Genomic DNA, 20,592 nt, shown 5'->3' with positions numbered 1-20,592 from the left:
TTCAAACTGTACTATTTATTGGGTTTTTTATGTTAACTTAGTGATTATTGAAATAGCAATTATTAAATAGCAGAAACTATGCAAAATAGTAAATTAGATATCTTTGATTCGAACACTACAATAGATATCAATGAGAAATTTCTGATTAAGCCAATTATTGAAGAATTTATTGATCAAGAAGCACTTTTGTATGAGCATAATTGTAGAACCTCTGGAGTAAAAGAACAGTTTCCGGAGTTTTATGCGGCAGATCAATTAGAAGCTAAAGAGCGGTTGTTACATTTTATAGGAAAGGCAAAAAAGAGAGAAAGTATTTTATACTGTATTAGATTCAAAGACTTTCTTGCGCCTATTGGCTATATATACTTGGGAGCTCCTCAAAATAAGAATGATAATTGGCAGGCTAAAGTTTGGGTTAACGGGAGTATGCAGAAAAAGGGAATTATGTCCAATGCTTTGAAAAGCCTTGTTCCATTATTGCACAATTTTGATATTTCTTGTTTAGAGTATTCTGTTCCTCGTTTACATGACTCAGGACAGAAGATTTTTGAAAAGATAGGATTTAAGCTCGTTAATCAAGATAATGGAATGAATAATTATCATTATACAGTAGAATAGTATTACAACTATACACTAAAAAAGTCTTTACTGCGATAGCAGTAAAGACTTTTTTATTTTCTATAAACAATAAAAGGCATAAATATTGTTTATTTGCGCTCTAATAAGTTTAGAAGTAACATGGATAAAAGACAGAGGATATTAGACTTTTTTCTTAATCATATAAAAGAGAGTGTCAATCTGACCCAAGATGAAGTTGAATTATTATATGAATCTATAGATATAGTTGAATTAAAACGCAAAGAGTGCGTCCTTCAGCCTGGTCAAGTTTCTAAACACATGCGATTTGTTGTAACAGGAAGTATGAGGTGTTACTATTTGGATTTAGATAGTCAAGAACACACTCTTCAAATTGGCATAGAAGGATGGTGGATCAATGATTTGTATTCCTACTTAAGTGGTAAGGAGTCACAAATGTTTGTTCAAGCTATTGAAAAGACAACCCTTGTACAAATCAATAGTGAAGCATTGGAGAGGTTGTATGTCAAAATTCCCGCACTATCAACTTTTTTTAGGATAAAGATTCAAAATGCATATGTTTCACTTCAAGAGCGTATGCTGGAACAAATGAGTATTCAAGTTTTTGATCGCTATCAGAAATTTATTAAAGAATATAGAAATATCGAACAGAGAGTACCTCAATATATGATCGCATCTTATTTGGGGGTAACACCTGAATTTTTAAGCTATCTAAAGAAAAAACACAGTATGTAAGTTTTTAGTTAGTAAATCCTTAGTACCCTTCTAATAAGGTTGTCTTTTTTTTAAAATGGTTGTTTTTACTTTTTTTATAGTTGTTTTTATTTCTTAAGATATCTTAATCTTTAGGAATCTCAATGACAATACATTTGCCTTACAAACAACAATAATAGGCAATGAAACAACTTATATTCGTAATTGTGCTTTTATTCTCCATCGTCATGAGAGGGCAGCAATTATCTTTTTCACCAGAAGTGATGGTGGGAAATAGGTCATACTTTTACACACACACACAGTATCTTATCAAGTTAATGACAAATGGAAATTATCAAATTTGATATTGTTCGATACAGAGTATACAGAAGATACTCATAATATTCTTTTTATTCGAAATACAGTTAGCTATAAGATTAGTGATCGTTTTAGCCTTCACAATGGGTTTGGAGTGAAAAACCCAGGAGCTTTTTTTCTGAGTTATCTTCAGTATCAATATAAGAATAAGCAAAATACTTTGAATATATCATATTCTGCTGGAGCAACTTACCAAGCAGGATTTACATTAGAACAATCTTTTTTAATCGAGTATACCCCTAAGTTAACTCAAAAGTTAAATGCTTTCTTTAGACTATCAGCAGTTGGAAATACTGATTTTAACGAGTATACAAGAGGATTTCAACATATTAGAATAGGGCTAAAGGATGAAAAGTTAATGTATGGTTTAGCTTTTAATGCAGAACAGTTTAATATCTCATGGGATCACTTGGAGAATTTAGGTGTGTTTGTGAAGTATAATTTTTAAAATTTTAATATATGAATATAGATAGAAATTTAGGAGTAGGTCTATTATTAGCACGTATTTCAGTAGGGTTACCAATGTTGTTTTATGGAATTGGTAAGGTAATTAACGGAATTACTTTTATTCAAGGTATGTTGGTAGATAAAGGATTACCTGGTTTTTTGGGTTATGGAGTCTACGCAGGCGAAGTTGTTGCACCTATAATGATTTTACTGGGTTTTCGCACGAGAATAGCTGGGCTCGTTTTTGCAATTAATTGTTTTACAGCTATGATGCTTGCGCAGTCAACGCAGTTGTTTACTTTGAACGACAATGGTGGATTAACGGTGGAGTTATTGTTAATATACCTTTTGGTATCTTTAAGTTTATTCTTTACTGGCAGTGGTAAATTTGCTTTATCTACCTCAAGTAAATGGGATTAACAAAATGAGTATTTACTGTACTTTAAGTATGTTAAAACAAAGGCCTTTCTAAAGTTGTAGAAAGGCCTTTGTTTTTGATTAAGCTAAAGATTGAGTTCACTTAGTGTTTTTGTAAATAATTTGTCTACACCATAAAGAAATATTGTCAGATGTCCAATATCATATAGAGGTTCTTTATTGTGTATTTTTTAATGTTTGGTTTATTTCTTTTGGGAATAACGGAGGTATTTGTCGTGTGATATTATTTTTAGATCAGTGCAATTTTGGTTGGACATTCTTCGAGTATTTGCGCACATTCTTAGGGGTTTTGCTCGGAGAACACGCTCTTTTAGCATGAGAACCCCAAGGATAGTCGAAGAAAACGCAAAGAAAGTCGCACAAAAGGACAATTACTTCGTTCACTTACTGAGTTCAGAATCAATTTAAAAATGTTGAAAATTAACATTTAGATGAATTCAACAGAAAATAGTATTTATTAACATAATGTGTTTATTATAGTTTTGGTGTTTTGTAATTTGAATTGTTATTTTTATGTATTTAATATTATATATTTTGTTTTATTTTGTGTTTATTATTTCTATAGTAGTTAAAGTGCTAAATGTTTTATATTAGTTTGAATTTGTTAATTAAATACTTGATGGAAGTAGCTTGTAATATGCTGATTTATAATACTTTTTGTTTATTGTTTAATCTATTATGTTAAATTTGTATTGTATATATAAACAAAAGCTATGAAAAAAAATATTATACCATTGTTGGCATTGTTTGGAACAATGACTGTTTATGCTCAAACAGGAATCGGTACACCACTACCAAATGCTAGTGCTGAGCTAGAAATAGGCTCCAAAAATAAAGGGGTTTTGATACCACGAGTTGAGTTAAAGAGTAGTTTAGATTTAACTACTATTGTTAAAGATGGAGATTATCCAGAAAGTTTATTAGTTTACAATACAGGAAGTACAACCCTTGAAGCAGGATTTTACTTTTGGTCAAATGCTAAGTGGAATGCTTTGGTTTCAAATAGTACATTATATACTTATATTAAAGAAACAGCTCAAGATGGCAATGTATCAATTACTAATGAAGGTGATAATAATTTTACTTTTAAATGGATTGATAAATCAACTAAAGAGGAGAAAGAGGTTTCTATCAGTGATTTAGTAAAAGAGTTTGAAACAGTGACTACTTTAGCTCCTGGTACAGGTACTGAAAAGGCTATTTTAGTTTATAAAAATGAGGATAGCACAACACCTGATACAGAAATAGATCTTACAAAACTACTTAAAGATAGTAAAGAGTTTAATGAGTTTTTGAAAGTATTCGTTAGTTCTGCAAGTATCACTGAAACAGAAACAAGTATAATTGCTGTGATGAATGGTACTAAAAAGACAGGTGTCTATAAGTACTATAACGAAAAGAGAGCAGATTCGAATTATGAGCCTGTAGAGATAACAGTAGTGGGTGACGTAATGAATAACTTCGAAGATATTATCAACAATGAAGATGTTAAGAAGATATTTAATGATTACTTCACAACTAATCCGCCAGCAGGAGGAACAGTTACATATACCTTTGAGAATGACAAACACATCTTTAATTATACAGATAAGGATGGTAAGCCTCAGACTTTAGATATGTCTAAGGTAGTTAAGGACTACGAAACTTTAACTACGATAGTATCAGATACTAAAGGTACCTATACATATAAGAATGAGGCAGGAACAGATGTTAAGATAACAGTAGTAGATGATGTAGCGAATAACTTTGATACGATTGTTAAGAATCAAAAGTTCAAGGATGTAATTAATAATTATTTAAAAGATAACGCAGAAGGAAATGTTACTTATGAAGGCGGTAAGTTCTATTTTGTGAAGAATGATGGAAATACTATCACCAAAGAATTAATCGACTTAAGTACGCTAATAGAAGAGACAGATACGCCTATTACTGCTACTTTAAAGGATGTAGGAGGAAAAGATGTTCGTACAGGGGAATATAAATACAAGTCTGAAAAAGGTACAGAAATTACCATTAATGTAACAGAGGATGTAGCGAATAACTTCGGAGATGTTATTAATAATGAAGATGTTAAGAAGATATTTAATGATTACTTTACAGCTAATCCACCAGCAGGAGGAACTGTGACATATAAATTAGATGGTGGTAATCATATCTTTAATTATACAGATAAGGATGGTAAGCCTCAGACTTTAGATATGTCTAAGGTAGTTAAGGATTACGAAACTTTAACTACGATAGTATCAGATGCTAAAGGTACCTATACATATAAGAATGAGGCAGGAACAGATGTTAAGATAACAGTAGTAGATGATGTAGCGAATAACTTTGATACGATTGTTAAGAATCAAAAGTTCAAGGATGTAATTAATAATTATTTAAAAGATAACGCAGAAGGAAATGTTACTTATGAAGGCGGTAAGTTCTATTTTGTGAAGAATGATGGAAATACTATCACCAAAGAATTAATCGACTTAAGTACGCTAATAGAAGAGACAGATACGCCTATTACTGCTACTTTAAAGGATGTAGGAGGAAAAGATGTTCGTACAGGGGAATATAAATACAAGTCTGAAAAAGGTACAGAAATTACCATTAATGTAACAGAGGATGTAGCGAATAACTTCGGAGATGTTATTAATAATGAAGATGTTAAGAAGATATTTAATGATTACTTTACAGCTAATCCACCAGCAGGAGGAACTGTGACATATAAATTAGATGGTGGTAATCATATCTTTAATTATACAGATAAGGATGGTAAGCCTCAAGTTTTAAATATGTCTAAGGTAGTTAAGGACTACGAAACTTTAACTACGATAGTATCAGATGCTAAAGGTACCTATACATATAAGAATGAGGCAGGAACAGATGTTAAGATAACAGTAGTAGATGATGTAGCGAATAACTTTGATACGATTGTTAAGAATCAAAAGTTCAAGGATGTAATTAATAATTATTTAAAAGATAACGCAGAAGGAAATGTTACTTATGAAGGCGGTAAGTTCTATTTTGTGAAGAATGATGGAAATACTATCACCAAAGAATTAATCGACTTAAGTACGCTAATAGAAGAGACAGATACGCCTATTACTGCTACTTTAAAGGATGTAGGAGGAAAAGATGTTCGTACAGGGGAATATAAATACAAGTCTGAAAAAGGTACAGAAATTACCATTAATGTAACAGAGGATGTAGCGAATAACTTCGGAGATGTTATTAATAATGAAGATGTTAAGAAGATATTTAATGATTACTTTACAGCTAATCCACCAGCAGGAGGAACTGTGACATATAAATTAGAAAATAAGAATCATATCTTTAATTATACAGATAAGGATGGTAACCCTCAGACTTTAGATATGTCTAGTATAGTAAAAGAGTATGAAACAAAAACTGCTGTAACAAAATTTGATGCTACAGGAGCTCAAGTTGAGAATTCAGCTAAACCTGCAGATGGCTTTACTTATTATAAGTACGATAATGAAACACCAGAAGCTAGATATATATCAGTTTCAGAAGATGTAAGTAATGACTTTGCCACAATTGTTAATACAGGTACGAATAAAACAATTATCGAGAATATCGCTAAAGATGTTGCAGGTCCAGGTGCCGTTTCAAATTTGAAAGTAACACCTGCTGCAGAGAATGCAGATGAAGTGAAAGCTGGTTTTACTTTTAATAATGGGAAAGCAGGAGAAGCAGATGTTAAATTTGCGGAGACATTGACTAGTATTACTTTACAAGGTTATGAGGTATGGGTCTACAAGAAGTTTGATCCTGTATTGGGAGTAGATGTTTATACTTATTCTGATGGAGAAATAGATGATGCGGATTTAGATGGAAGAATTTTACATCAAACATATCCTAGTAAAAAAATAGTTTATACAAATGAAAAAGGAGATATTGTTGAGGTAAAAGGATCTGATATTTTACGTTCTAATGATGATAATGGTGGGCAACCTGGAAGTATTGAAACTATAACTTCTTTAAGATTTATTGATGACTATCAAGGCAATGGACCTAGTTTAGTATATACAGACGAGGAAAAATCAGAAAGTTTTATTCCAATGTCAAAGATGTTTCAAAAATCTGAAACAACTACGACTTTAGAGTTTTCAAAACCTAATAGAGAATTGGTTTATACAAATGAGTTAATATCACATGAGGATCAAGCTCAAAAAGATAAAGCAGTTGTTAAAATCCCATTAGATGATTTAGTTCAGGAACCTTGGTATGTTGCAAAAGAAGGAAACCAAACTATAGATAAACAAGCTACTAGCAATGATCAAGATATCTACACACAAGGTTGGGTAGGAATAGGCTATGATAAAAAATCACCAAATGCTGATAATATCAAAGAGAAACTACGTGTTAATGGTAGTATAACTGCAACAAATAGTTACTATGCCGATTACGTTTTTGAAAGCTACTTTGAAGGATATTCTACTTTGAAGTACGATTATAAGTTTAATGATTTAAGTAGTGTGAGCGACTTTATTGCTTCAAATAGACACTTACCAGGTATTACACCAATAAGTGATTTGGAAAAAACAGAAACAGGTTATTCGTTTAACGTTTCTGAGTTATCGATCCAATTACTGGAAAAAACAGAAGAGTTGTTCTTACATGTAATTGAACAACAAAAAGAGTTAGATGCAAAAGAGGGGCGTATAGAGGAGTTAGAATCAGAAATGTCTGACATGGCTAAGCGTTTAGAAGCATTAGAAGCATTATTAACCAAGTAATAATTATTAAATTTTGTATTGATGAAAAGTAACTATATAAATATAAAACCGTTTCATTCGATTCTGTTGATAGTAATTACGTTGTTAATGAATGTAACGCTATCATTTGGACAGAATCCGGTTAAAACTACTAAGATTACAGATGGTAGTATTGGAAGTGGTATAAATCAACCCGCTGTTGATTTTGCAATCTTAGAGTTAGAGAGTAATACTAAGGGTTTTTTGTTGCCGCGTATGACTACAACAGAACGCGATGCATTAACCGCTAAAATAACAGACAAAGACCGTGGAAATGGTTTAGCTATCTATAATATTACAGATGATTGTATTAATTATTGGAGCAAGACTGCTGGTGCGAAAAAGCCTGATGGATCTTTTGAGGGAAAATGGCTAAGCGTTTGTGGAGCACTACCTCCAGCTACAGTAGAAATGAATAATTGTAATGCTAGCTTGAATGCTAGTGGACAAAAAGAGCTAACACAAGGACGTAGTTTACGTGATACTGATATTTTATATGTATCAGTTAATGTGATACATTCTGGTTCTTACACAATTAGTGCTGTATCTTCCAATGGTTATTCTTTTAGTAAATCTGGAGTGTTTGAAACCTCGGGTGTGTATTCAGTCGCATTAGAAGGATTTGGAACACCTATGGAGGCAAGTAGTGGAGCTGGGGATAGAGTATTGTTTACGATTAATGGTAAGAAAGACCCTAATTGTGAAGGAACAGATATTAAAGTTAAATCTTCAGTGATAGACTATACTGTTTTAAGTGCTACTTCTATAAATTGGAAAGCATATAAAGGTATAGCTTTAACAGGAGATGACAATAGAATAGAATTAAGCGTGAATGTGCTTACAGCTGGTTTTTGGAGAATACAAAGTACAGATTCTCAAAATGGAATTAGTTTTAGTGGAGCAGGTCAATTCACACAAGATGATGTGGGAGGAGAGCCTAAGAAAATTTATTTATATGGACAAGGAACGCCCGAAAAAACAGGGACAAATACATTTAAATTTCAAACTAACTCTGCAAGCAATAAATTACCTAATACTACGGTTGTAGTTGAAACTTTAGAAGCTTCATTTGAGTTAGCTTGTAGTGAAATGACAAATAGTTTTGAGTATAGAGGAGAGTATCAAGAAGGTATAACTTTAACTAGAGGAAATTCTATAACTATACCTGTAAAGGTTATTAATCCAGGACCAATAGATGTAGAGTTAATAGGTTCTTTTACTGGTTCTAATTCAGGTGAATCTGTAAAATTTAATGCATCTAGTTTGTTTTTGGGTAAAAAAGGTGAAATACAGAATATTACATTAAGTGTTGCAGATTTAACAAAGATACCTTCAAATACTACAGCGATAACTTTTACGTCAATGAAGCCTGAATCTGTAGCATTGTGTCAAAATATGCCTACAGTACCAGTGAAAGAACGTTCAAAGGTTTATACATTTAATTGTTCTTATATTTCAGCAACTGGTGGATCACTAAGAACAAATACTCCTTTAACTAAGGGACGTGATGGAATTCAAGTGTCTGTTGATGTTGGTTACGCAGATACATATTCTATTAAAACAAATACAATCAATGGAGTGACTTTTGAGAAATCAGGAACATTTAGTGATGCTGATAGGGAAAGAGGAAGAGTTGATTTAGTTATTGATGGAAGTGGTACTCCACTAGAGTCAGGAAGTTTTAATTTCGATATTACAGCAACAGATAGTAAAGGTGCCGTAGTTCACTCTTGTACAGCTTCAGTTAATTTTAGAGGACCAGATATTAATGTTCTAGCTATTGGTAATGCTTCTTATGTTCCTTATGGTTGGACTAATTATGCTCCAACGGATATTATTACAAATCCTCAATTATTTGGGCCAAATGGTAAAGTGAAAGTTAATAGTATTAAATTGTTTAATAATTCTCCTTATTATAAATTTCCTAAGAATTTATCTAGTTATTTAGAGAGTAATAATATTGATATTGTTATCGTAGGATATCCTACAACATATGGTCCTGAAGAAAGAATTGCTTTAGAAGAATTTATCAAGGTTAAAAAAGGAGTAGTTATTATGACGGACGAAAGTAATCTAGATACAAGACCTTCAGGTAATGTAGGGACTACAAATCACTTAATTGCTAATTTAAGTAATGGAACTTATATGGCAGGTTTTAATGGTGGACCTCGCAATGATGCTAGTCATCCTTATACCATGATTAATAAAGTATCAGGACCTTCAGAAGATCCGATTATAAAATCTGATTTCTGGGATTTGAATGGTAAGTTATTAGGAAATGACGCAAGTGGTAATATTTGGTATTTTAGAAATTTACCTTCTGATTATATACCTATTGCGACAAGTTATGTTGATCCTTCTTATGTTTGGATTTTTAGACATAGAACGCTTGGATTTATATTCATGGGAGATGGAGGTATTTTCTCAGGAAGAGTAAATCATAATAGTGGAACTATTTGGCCTGTTGCTTTTGATAATAGTGGTAATTTATTTGGAAAAGAATATTACTATAAAGGTGATAAAAATTTCCAAGTTTATAACAGTTATCTTTATGCTAATACGCTTAAGTGGGCAATTGATTATGTCATAAAAAATAGATAATTGAATTTATAAGCTAGGGTTTTACCCTAGCTTATTTAATACAAAGTGATTTATGAAAAAATATAGTAAGTTAAATTATATAATGAAAGGCTTGTTTGCAGTTATCTTCTTTTTTGGGATGATTTTTAATGATGTATATGCACAAGAAGTTACTCAAGAGACTGCTAAGGGAACACAAATATCCGATGATTCAACGCCTAATTCTTTAGATCCTCTTACTTTTAGTTTATTGGATTTGAGCTCTACAGAACGTGGTTTTTTGATGCCTCGACTAACCACAGGACAAAGAGATAATATTCCTAAACAAAGCTTAACAGCTGGTTTAGTTATCTACAATACAACAATTGGATGTATAGAGTTTTACAATATCAATAGACAGTTGTGGATGAATATGTGTGGTGATGTTGAACCAGCTGTTTTTACTATTCCTTTAGATAAGTGTGGACAAATTGGTGATAATATTAGTGGTGATTATGTTCAAGGGATGCTATTGGATGAAAGAAAAAATCTAATATCTGTGGAAGTGAATGTTAGTTCACCAGGTACTTTTGAAGTAGAAGCAATTGCTTATAATACTACTGGTGCTGAGAATGGTTATAGCTTTACAGCAAGAGGAGTATTTCCCTCAAGTGGTAGCTTTCTTTTAGTGCTAAAAGGCAGTGGTACTCCCAAAGTAGGTAGTGCTGATACAAATGTAAAAGATACAATCAAATTTTTCTTAAACAAAAAGCAAGTGACTTGTGAAGTTAAAAATCACGTAAAACCTGACTTTGAGCCTTTAGAAGCTAGATTTGATTGTACCACACCTGTTGTCGCAGAAGGTACTTATAAAGAAAAAGTTGCTTTAACCTCCGCTAATAGATTAATTGTTTCATTAGTAGTAACTAAACCAGGTAGAGGTAAGATATATGGAGAAATTCTATCTGCAACAGGAAAAAATGAATTGATACAATATGAATCTGAAACTATTGATTTTAGAGTAACTGATGTAAATCAGGTTCAAACAGTAGCACTTTTACCATTACCAGGGACAGGAAAGCCTCTTACAGGTGGAACATTTTCAGGTAAACTTAAACTTGTATCTAAAGGTAAAAAGGAGTATGACCCTTTTGCAGAAGAGACTTTACAAACAATACCAGGATGTGATTTTAATATTAATGTAGCAAGCGATGGACCTAAATATAGTATAGGTACAATTGAATTAGAAAGTAAGTTTGTCTCTCAAATTGGAACTAAGAATAAAACGGGTGGAAATGTACCGTATGGAACACCTTATATTACTCCTAAAACTGACATGGGACCTAATGGAAGTTTAGATTTTCAAGCTGTAGTGACTATAGGTCCTAAAGCTGCAGGTCAATATGTGATTAAATCAGAGAAAGTTAATGGAATTTGGTTTGAAGGAGTAGGTACGATTTCTGATGATGATGTAAAGGAAGGTATTAAAACGATAGAATTACGAGCTTATGGAAAATCTGAGTCAGATTTGCCTATTGCTTTAGGTAGATTTGACTTTACTGGAAATAATCTAGATCCAGCCCTTAGCAATACAGGTACTATGTTTGTGGATTTTGTATATAGACCTATGAAAATGTATTCTATTGGAGGGCCAAATTTACAAGCATGGCATCCTGGTGGGCGAAATAATAATGTTTGGAGTGCAGGACCTCGTGTAGTTCGTCAGTATAAACATTTTAGTTGGGACGGCACAGTACGTATTGCAGGATTAGAAATTATTGAAATTAATAATTTTATTGAGCAGGGGTTAGGGCTTGATAATACTAAAGATTTATCTGATGCGGGTAAAGCAGGAGATTTTCAAAGTAAGTTGTTTAGAAGTGATATGATTTTTATTGGTGGTTATGGTGTGCCAAATAATTTCAAAAAGGACAATCAACAATTAAGAATATTAGCTGATGCTGTGAAAAGTAAGAAAATAGCTTTAGTTTATGGAGAAGGACAGGAGGCTTATATGAATGCATTTTTGAATTATTTGGGTGATAGTGGCAGTGCCTCTGATTTAAATAATGTTGGACCATTTACTGTAACATCGAGTAACCAATTAGTAAGTGCTTTAATTGTTGGAAGACCTAATACTTATTTTAGTAAAGGTGAAGCTCCAGCAGGGTTAGGTAATTTAAAAATAGCATCACATGATAAAGCAAGTACCACTGTAACAAATTTATCAGGAACTAATAAGTATGTTGTTTTAGCTGGTAGTCAATCTTCTGCGTTTGCATTTGTTCATAAAACATATGGCTTTGTTGGAGTTGGTAGCGGAGGTTTTATGGGTGGATGGTTTAGTGGTCAACCTAAAGATAGTTACCCAGTAGCGTCTAAGGAAGATGGTACTCCTATTAAAAGGAATTATACAGGTGGTGATGTTTATAATTCATTTTTCTTATTGAATCTTGTTCACTGGGCGATAGACTATGCTCAAGAGCATCAAAAGAATGAAGTAAAAAACTAAAAGTTTATTCTTTGTATTAGAATTAAATAACTATCAAAGAAAATTATTATAGTAAGGAAGCTTTATCAATTGATAAAGCTTCTTTTTTTATATCATATACTTGGACTTTATTTCTTTTTTTGGGTAAATAAGTGAAGCTTTTTTTGCACTCTATTGTCTTTTTAAGGTTTTTCTTAATGTAAATTAAGTGTTTGTTAGGGTGAGAGTATCTAATTTTATAGTACTTTAATCAAATAAATAGTAATATTATGTCAATAGTAGATTTAGTTATAGAAGAAAGAGCAGCGAGCATTGGTAATTTTATGGTAGGAAGGCTTATCCCTTTTCGTCAAAAGAGAACAGTTGGCCCCTTTGCTTTTATTGATCACATGGGCCCGATTGCCGTTAAAGATCACGATAATTTAGATGTTGATCCACATCCCCATATTGGCCTATCGACATTGACGTATTTGTTTGAAGGGGAGATTATGCACAGAGATAGCATAGGAAGTGTGGAGCGTATTACTCCAGGTGCAGTGAATTGGATGACTGCAGGCAAGGGAGTTGTACATTCAGAGCGTATGCCTGAGGATATTAGACAAGAGAAGCCTGATTCTATTTTACACGGATTGCAGATTTGGATTGCTTTGCCGAAAAATTTGCAAGAAGTTGAACCTTCATTTGTTCATATTGAAGCTAAGGATTTGCCTTCTTGGCAAGAAGATGGTGTATCATATAAGCTTATTGCCGGAGAAGCATTAGGTAGAAAATCACCTGTTCCTGTATATAGTCCTTTGTACTTTATTGAGATAAAGTCTACAAAGCGCCAGAAGATTTCTATTGGAAGTGGTTTGTTTGGTGAGGCTGCTATGTATATCTTAGACGGTGCAGTGTACTCAGAAGGACATTCTTATGAACCTAAACACATATTGATAGCGAATGACAGTAAGCTTTGTGAGTTTGAATTGGAAGCAAATTCTACTGTTTATATTTTTGGAGGAGAACCTCTGCCAGAAGAGCGCTATATTCTTTGGAATTTTGTGTCTGATGACATCCAGAGGTTAGAACAAGCTAAGCAAGATTGGATTAATCAAAATCACGAGGCTTTTCCTCTCATTCCACAAGATGATAAGTCTTATGTACCCTTTCCAGAAGGGATGAAATCATTTAAAAATAAAGAAAGAAAATAACGAGAATTATGGATGTAAAGGTAAAAGCAGTTTTAGGTAAGGAATTATATTATACTGAAGTTGTAGCAGGTAACAACCAACTGATAACTGATGAACCCAAAGAATTAGGGGGTGGAGATAAGGGATTTAATCCTTTTGAGTTATTAGCTACCTCTTTGGCAAGCTGTACGGCTGCTACATTGAGAATGTATGCCGATCGCAAAGCTTGGGATTTAGGCAATATTGAAATAGAGGTCAATCTTCAACAGCTTAAAGAACAGAATAAAACACTTCTGGTAAGAACTGTTCGTTTTGGCAATGCTGATTTGGATGTAGACCAACTGAAAAGACTGGATATTATTGCAAACAAATGCCCCGTACACAAGGCACTTGAAGGAGAAATAGAAATTCAAACAATTGTAAAATAAGAGATTATGGAAATCAAACATACTGCATTAGAGAGTAAAGGTGTTTTTACTGCTTTTATAGATGGGAAAAAAGCCGGTGAAATGACTTATTCTGTTGCTGGAATAGATAAGATTATTGTTGACCATACAGGGGTGGAAGAAGGCTATAATGGATTGGGAGTAGGGAAGAAACTTGTTATCGATGGAGTTGTACCCTATGCAAGAGAGAACGGTATTAAGGTGATTCCACTTTGTCCTTTTGCAAAATCTGTTTTCGACAAAAATGAGTCTTTAAGAGATGTATTGGCGTAAATAGGTTGTCGCTTTTAATAGAAGGTTTTAGCACCACAGAATCACAAGAAAATACTGTGGTAACTTTAGTTTGATACCGTTAAGATTTATACCTTTGTAGAAAATTAAATATTAGGGTTTATGGATCAACAGACATCTTTTGGATTAATTTCAACTATTGAAGTACCTACAGCATTGAGTATAAAAGGTAGTTGTTGGACCAAAGAGGGATTGTTATTGGCAAATTATATTTGGGACGAGTTAGAATCTGAGAGTTACAAATTGTGTTATACTGTTCTAAGTAAGGATGGTAAACAGGATAGTATAGTGGAAGATAATGGTATTCTACCTACTTTGTTCGTCAATCCTTATGGTGATAATTACGTTTCTTTGGTTCCTTCAGAGGAATCTGAGACTACTTTATCTTTATCTATATTTAATCAAGAGGTGAAGCCATTTAAAGGAACAAAATCATTTAATGGTAGATTTGTAGGCTGTACAGCGCATTCTTCTGTATTTTATGATGTGGATATCTGGGATGAGAAAAAAGCAGATGTAATGTTTGTTTTGAATTTTGACAACAATCAAATTAAAGAGGAAAGAAAGGTCGCTATTCCATTTCCTAAAGGGAATAAAGTGAGTATTTCAGACGGCAAGATAAATTTGATTACAGAAGTAGAAGATGGTTGGTTGCATCGTGAGATTGATGAAGAAGGAAATGAATTGAGAAGTAGGATCTTAGAGTTTGATTTTCCTTTTGTACATGAAGCGCTTAGCTTATCGTTTGATAAGAAATCGTATTTATTGTGTGAAGAGAATGGCGAAATTGGAATAGTTGAGATAGATGAAAATGGAGATTGCTTATATGGTGAGCTGTTTAACTTAGGAGATGAGTTTTTTGGAACCTGGCACCCACAAGTGATTAATGAAACAACTGCGGCTGTTCAATTCACCACAGAGTTTGGCAATGGTTGGCTTGTAATCAAAGAAGATGAGTTAGTAGAGCTTTTTTATAATAAGAATAAGAAGGGATATAAGAACTTGATTACACAAGAAGTTTTGAGTATAGATAATAATGATTTAGCTGTATCTGGTATCAGTACTGTTGGTGGACAGAAAGATACAATAGGAATTGTTTTTTATCCTCGAAAGCCAAGAAAGCAAGCTTATAATAAAGTTTTCGTATTACAGCATTCTATTTAAAAGAATCCATTATAAAATATAAAAGAGAATTAGCTAATTAGAGTTAATTCTCTTTTTTTGTCAATTTATGCCGCTGCTTTCATCGAGGATATTATTAATCGTAGGCCTCTTAGTTTTACTTGTTTTATGTGAAGTAAGTTTGCTGTTGCTTTCAAACAAGTGTATGTTATTTATGTGTTGTAAATGGATTGTGAGTGTATTTAGGTTAGATAGATTGCATGTTAAATCACGTATACTTACTTATATTGTCTTTGTTGTGGTGTTATAGAGCAATTGTAGATTAGTTAGTGTTTTCTGCTATTAGAAGTGGAGTGTGTGTAGAGTATCTAATTTAGTAGTATGTTTATTATAGGGAATAATTGTGAATGACTTTCGCAAATACCTCATGAGATTGGTATGTAATCTAACTCAAAAAAGCAATGCACTGATTGAGATAAAAAAAACTTGTTAATCAGCACAATATATGTCGAATGGCGTAGTTATATAAGTATGTGTTTTTGTAAATATTTTGTTAAAATGAAAAAAAATGTCTTTGTATTATTGTTTAGTGGAATTGCCTTGGTTGGATGTAACACAAAACAAAAGTCTACAGTGGATGAGGTAAAGGAAGTAGTTAAGCAAACAGAGCAAATTAGCTTTACTTTAGGTAAAAGCTATTTTGTCAAGAATACATTTGAGAATAAACAAGTTGAAAGTTTAAAGATTGAAACTCAAGAGGCATTTGACAAAGTATTTAGTCCTGCAGCTGTTATGGGTAACAGTAAAGAGCTTACCAAGATTGATTTTAATACTTCCTTTGTTTTAGCCGTAATTGGTGTTGAGGTTAATAAAAGTACTGATTTCTACGTGGTAAGTTTGAAGGATAGAGGGGAGTATTTAGAATTTATTTATAGTTACAAAGAGGGAGATGAAGAACTTACTTTTACTACTCATCCTTTTTTCTTTATTGTAGTAGATAAAGAGCACAATAAGGATGTTAGATTTCTTACGGAATAATTTTCTATAATAATGTTGTTTTACAAGCCTTTGAGTTTATCTTAGAGGCTTTATTTTTTGCTATGAATCGCATTACAATCATCAAAAGGGGAGAACTACAGACCTCAAATTGGTCAGGAGGAAAAACAACGGAATATTTTATTTACCCTAAGGGAGCAAACTATGCAAGTAGGTCATTCACCTTTCGCATAAGCAGTGCTCTTATAGAGGAAATCCCTTCAGTTTTTACAAATTTTAAAGGCTTTCGCAGATATCTTGTCATGCTTGATAATACTTTAGATGTTTTACACCAAGAGAAAAGAAAGAAGTTTGCTAAAGGTGAAATATTTCAATTTGATTCGAGTGATAGAGTTGTATCGTACAGTAAGGGAAATGATTTTAATTTAATGATTGGAGCAGGTGTTCAAGAAGAAGTAATAGTGCACTGTGGTGAAATAGAAAGTACCTCCTCTTTTATTTTCATTTTTAGTATTGAGTTATCTGTCTTAGAAATTGGAGATAAGGTTTACCATTTAGAGAAAAATGATCTATTGCTGATAGAGAATTACGATATGGTAAAAGTCAATGTTAAGTGTTTTTCTGTTTGTGTTATTTGTTTTATTGGATAATGGAAATAAATTATATTAAAATTATAATTACTGTATTGTTTTTGTGGTAAAAGCTTAACGATAGCTTAATGATTTATTAAAATAGACTTCTTTTATCTATATAGAATTGTTTGTACTTTAGAATTAATTAAAATAACAAACAAATGGAAGTTACCTATATTATGATTCCTGTTGTAGAAGGACAAGAAAAAATATTCAATGAGGAGCTGGAAAGATTGTTTCCCTTAGCAGTTTTAAAGTACTTGTATGTTGGCTCTCAATTACTGTTAATTTTATATATAAATGTAGGTCACTATTTCAAAATGGGAAAACACAAAGAAGAAGAGCTTTATAGTGCGGAAGACGATATATTTGTATTTACTCGAAAGAAACCTTACTTAAAATGTGTGTTCTTACACATGATATGCGCTGGGAGCAATTGCTATTTTGAAGGCTTCGTTGCAAGAAATAAATCAAAATTGGCTGAGGATTGCGGGACAAGTGGAGTTTATCAACGACTACTAAGAGAGATTATATCCGAAGATGTGCAAGATCAAATATTATACGCTTTTTCACGATCATTTTTAAGTAATCCTTTATAGTATTTTACATTCTAAGAAATAACAACATCTAAAAGAAATTATTTCTATCTAAAATAAGTGAAAACAATATCTTTACTTTGAGTAGAATATTTAATCACTTTGAATCAAGTTTATGGGGATAGTAAAATACGACGATTACGCATGGCATCACTCAGGAGAGTTTCCAGTTGATTTAGCTTATGAGAGAGGAGCTACACATATTGGTTTCTTCTTTACCTGGTGTGTGATCAACCATTTAGTGAGCGAAGAGCCTTTTGTTGCTTTTAAAGAAGATTTAGAAGCAGTGAGAAAAAAAAGGTTATCAGGTGCATCATTTTTATTAGATCATTTTAATGGTCGATTACTTTCTGTATTTTTTAACGAAATGGGAAATAACTTCATTGAAGATTACTATGAGGATACAGGTGTATTTGCTAAGCGAGTTTCTAATTATTTAGATGATTACATACAGACTTTTCATTTAAAACACCCTGATCGAGTTTACTATATAGAAGATTGCTGGGAGAATTATTACGATGTGGAGGAAACCTTAGATCATCGATTTGAACAGTGGCAAAAAACAAGAATATAAAATTTTGTATACAAGTGATTGAGTTAAAGTAGTTTCTCAAGGAATAGCTTCAAACATCGTTTGAGTTTTTCATTACCTAAAGTATCAAATAGTTAGTCCTTGTTTCTGACAAAAGAATAGTTTATTCTACAATTTTTTCAGATTGAAAGATAGTTTGTTTGGGAGAGTACTTGGTTTGATAGTCTTGGATTTTCAGTGGAGGAAACTGAATATTTATAGCGTACTTAGTTGATTTCTTATCAGTTGTTCACTTACCTAATACAAGAGTTAGAATTACTATATCAATAGTTCGTATAGGTAGTATCTCAGGAGAAGAATGAAGACATATTTACTATACAATATGTTATTTCACATGAGAATTACGAGATATTTGCAATCTAACTGTGTCGTATCATGAAGTTGTTGAAATAGAATATAAGTTTTAAGCAAGTAAGTATTGGTAAACAATACCGTAGTTTACACCACAAGAATGAATTTAAATTTTCATACATGAACCAACTAAAAAGAATTAAAGAGAAGTTTATTTTAGCTAAGCAAAGAGATATTACTTTGCAAGTATTTGGATCAGAGTCTCATCGATATGACTTAGGGAAGCCTATTTCAAGAGCGGTAGTAGATGAGTTTGAGAAAGCGAATAATTTAAGTCTTCCAGAAGCGTACAAGTTATTTGTAACTGAAATCGGCAATGGCACTGAGGACAACGATGGTTATCTTCATTCTGGAGCAGGTCCTTATTATGGAATATTACCTTTTGGCAAAGGGTTGAATGAGGTGTTGTATAGTGATAATCCAGAAGAATTTTTGAGTCATCCTTGTCAGTTAACTGAGGAAATGACTGAAGAAGAATGGAAAATACTATATAGTGTATCGGATAATGATCAGTTATCAGATGAGGAGTATAATTATTTGCAGGGGACTGTATTTGGTGGTTTGCTGCCCTTGGGGTCACAGGGTTGTACTATTACATCTAATCTTATTCTCAATGGACCGTTAAAAGGAAGAATTGCCTATACCAATGAAGACCAAAAGCCAATACTTGCTTTTGAAAGCAATTTTCTGGACTGGTATGAACGATGGTTGGATGAGGTTATTTCGGGAGATTTAATAGGTGACTCAGCCGGATGGTTTGGGTATCATAGAGGAGGAACAGTTGAGGAGCTGTGGAATGGAGTATTGCAGCATGACTCAGCACTGAGAAAGATTGAGTACATAGATGGATTGATAAAAAAGAACACTATTGCTGATGATGTACTTTGTAAAATTGAAGAATACTTACCTCAATGTGATGGAGAAGTATATTTAAAATTGAGTAGATTGTTAGCTAAACACGATTATAATAAGGCAAAGATACACTTACAAGAATGTAAGGATATTGACTTCTGTTATTGCATTCAAACTGTTTATTGGTATGCAAAAGAGCATGCAAATGAATGGGTAGAAGATCTTGTTAATTACCTTAAAACGATAAGCGATGCTGAGACTTTACGATTCTGTATTTATTTGTTGAAAGAAGCGAAGGTAGATTATGGTGATTATTTATTCAAATCATTGCAATCAAAGGATGAAAGCATTAGAAGTTTAGCTTATTATGCATTAGGCCAATTAGATGATAAGGTAAAGTATTTACCGCAGTTTATGACGGGATTACAAGATCAAGATGAATCTGTGTTGATATCCGTTTTACAGGCGTTGCAAGAGGTGAAAGAAGATTCTTTATTGCCTTATTATAAAAATATTGCTGTAAAGTATATCGATAGAGAAGATACTTATGTAAATAGTAATTTAGATTATAGATTAAAAGAGTACAATTTAACAAGAGTAAGTTTGTTAAAAGCATAATACACTTTAATAATGGATGAAAAAAAGAAAAAGGCGATAGGTAAATTTATTAGTTTAATTTTAAGACATGAACCGAGTCAGATAGGAATCGTATTAGATAATGAAGGTTGGGCAAATGTTGAAGAATTGATAGCTAAATCTGCAATGAAAGGAGTTTGTTTTTCAAAGGAAGAATTAGACGAGATAGTTAGTACAAATGACAAAAAGAGATATACGTATAACGAAGACGGTTTAAAAATTAGAGCCAATCAAGGACATTCACTTAATGTTGACTTGGGATTGGTTGAAAAAGAACCGCCAATGTTTCTATATCACGGTACATCAGAGCGTTTTGTTCAGTCAATTTTGAATACTGGAATCTCGAAAATGCAAAGGCAACACGTGCACTTGAGTAAAGATAAAGAAACTGCTATTCAAGTTGGATCGAGAAGGGGGAAGGCAAAAGTGTTTACTGTTTTAGCAGGACAAATGTATCAAGATGGATTCAAGTTTTACCAATCAGAGAATGGGGTTTGGCTAACAGATATAGTGGATAAAAAGTATTTGTCAAAATAAAGG

17 protein-coding genes are annotated in these 20,592 nt (G+C 32.6%); all 17 read left to right on the top strand.

Features of this window, described 5'->3' with window-relative positions; all coding sequences use genetic code 11:
• The first annotated feature begins 78 nt into the window (after nucleotides 1-78).
• The 17 genes from NWE55_RS01080 to NWE55_RS01000 all read left to right on the top strand — a co-directional run bounded on the left by NWE55_RS01080 (nucleotide 79) and on the right by NWE55_RS01000 (nucleotide 20,589).
• A complete protein-coding gene (locus NWE55_RS01080; protein ID WP_155092790.1) occupies nucleotides 79-618 on the top strand; it encodes a GNAT family N-acetyltransferase in 540 nt (179 codons plus the stop codon).
• 120 nt (nucleotides 619-738) lie between these two features.
• The gene (locus NWE55_RS01075) at nucleotides 739-1,332 is read left to right on the top strand and encodes a Crp/Fnr family transcriptional regulator (protein ID WP_258204468.1); all 594 of its coding nucleotides are present in this window, start codon (nucleotides 739-741) and stop codon (nucleotides 1,330-1,332) included.
• Nucleotides 1,333-1,657: 325 nt separating this feature from the next.
• On the top strand, nucleotides 1,658-2,116 hold the full coding sequence (locus tag NWE55_RS01070) for a hypothetical protein (protein WP_258204467.1): 459 nt from the start codon (nucleotides 1,658-1,660) through the stop codon (nucleotides 2,114-2,116).
• An 11-nt stretch (nucleotides 2,117-2,127) separates the two neighbouring features.
• A complete protein-coding gene (locus NWE55_RS01065; RefSeq protein WP_155092793.1) occupies nucleotides 2,128-2,535 on the top strand; it encodes a DoxX family protein in 408 nt (135 codons plus the stop codon).
• Between the two features lie 731 nt (nucleotides 2,536-3,266).
• Complete coding sequence (locus tag NWE55_RS01060) at nucleotides 3,267-7,301, top strand: phage tail-like protein (protein WP_258204466.1); 4,035 nt, start codon at nucleotides 3,267-3,269, stop codon at nucleotides 7,299-7,301.
• Nucleotides 7,302-7,322: 21 nt separating this feature from the next.
• Nucleotides 7,323-9,920 carry a phage tail-like protein gene (locus NWE55_RS01055; protein ID WP_258204465.1) on the top strand — a complete coding sequence of 866 codons (2,598 nt, stop codon included), beginning with the start codon at nucleotides 7,323-7,325 and terminating at the stop codon, nucleotides 9,918-9,920.
• Between the two features lie 52 nt (nucleotides 9,921-9,972).
• A complete protein-coding gene (locus NWE55_RS01050) occupies nucleotides 9,973-12,390 on the top strand; it encodes a phage tail-like protein (RefSeq protein WP_155093150.1) in 2,418 nt (805 codons plus the stop codon).
• A 248-nt stretch (nucleotides 12,391-12,638) separates the two neighbouring features.
• A complete protein-coding gene (locus tag NWE55_RS01045) occupies nucleotides 12,639-13,559 on the top strand; it encodes a pirin family protein (protein ID WP_155093149.1) in 921 nt (306 codons plus the stop codon).
• Between the two features lie 8 nt (nucleotides 13,560-13,567).
• The gene (locus tag NWE55_RS01040; RefSeq protein WP_155093148.1) at nucleotides 13,568-13,966 is read left to right on the top strand and encodes an OsmC family protein; all 399 of its coding nucleotides are present in this window, start codon (nucleotides 13,568-13,570) and stop codon (nucleotides 13,964-13,966) included.
• Between the two features lie 6 nt (nucleotides 13,967-13,972).
• Entirely contained in the window at nucleotides 13,973-14,257 is a 285-nt protein-coding gene (locus NWE55_RS01035; protein WP_155093147.1) for a GNAT family N-acetyltransferase, read from the top strand.
• A 120-nt stretch (nucleotides 14,258-14,377) separates the two neighbouring features.
• On the top strand, nucleotides 14,378-15,439 hold the full coding sequence (locus NWE55_RS01030; RefSeq protein ID WP_155093146.1) for a hypothetical protein: 1,062 nt from the start codon (nucleotides 14,378-14,380) through the stop codon (nucleotides 15,437-15,439).
• A 516-nt stretch (nucleotides 15,440-15,955) separates the two neighbouring features.
• Complete coding sequence (locus NWE55_RS01025; protein WP_155093145.1) at nucleotides 15,956-16,435, top strand: hypothetical protein; 480 nt, start codon at nucleotides 15,956-15,958, stop codon at nucleotides 16,433-16,435.
• A 62-nt stretch (nucleotides 16,436-16,497) separates the two neighbouring features.
• Nucleotides 16,498-17,043 (top strand): HutD family protein, encoded by a 546-nt coding sequence (locus tag NWE55_RS01020; protein ID WP_155093144.1) that lies wholly within the window; start codon nucleotides 16,498-16,500, stop codon nucleotides 17,041-17,043.
• A gap of 143 nt (nucleotides 17,044-17,186) precedes the next feature.
• Nucleotides 17,187-17,624, top strand: a complete 438-nt coding sequence (locus NWE55_RS01015; protein WP_160339911.1) for a hypothetical protein — start codon at nucleotides 17,187-17,189, stop codon at nucleotides 17,622-17,624.
• 112 nt (nucleotides 17,625-17,736) lie between these two features.
• Nucleotides 17,737-18,195 (top strand): DUF7832 domain-containing protein, encoded by a 459-nt coding sequence (locus tag NWE55_RS01010; protein WP_155093142.1) that lies wholly within the window; start codon nucleotides 17,737-17,739, stop codon nucleotides 18,193-18,195.
• Between the two features lie 489 nt (nucleotides 18,196-18,684).
• Nucleotides 18,685-20,034, top strand: coding sequence for a HEAT repeat domain-containing protein (locus tag NWE55_RS01005; RefSeq protein WP_155093141.1), 1,350 nt, complete (start codon nucleotides 18,685-18,687; stop codon nucleotides 20,032-20,034).
• Between the two features lie 12 nt (nucleotides 20,035-20,046).
• The gene (locus NWE55_RS01000) at nucleotides 20,047-20,589 is read left to right on the top strand and encodes an RNA 2'-phosphotransferase (RefSeq protein ID WP_155093140.1); all 543 of its coding nucleotides are present in this window, start codon (nucleotides 20,047-20,049) and stop codon (nucleotides 20,587-20,589) included.
• The last annotated feature ends 3 nt before the right edge of the window (nucleotides 20,590-20,592 follow it).

The organism is Myroides albus (assembly GCF_024722315.1).
GTDB classification, from domain to species: Bacteria; Bacteroidota; Bacteroidia; order Flavobacteriales; family Flavobacteriaceae; genus Flavobacterium; species Flavobacterium album_A.
Note: the sequence above shows the minus strand (reverse complement) of the source record. Positions and strands in the feature narration are given on the sequence as shown.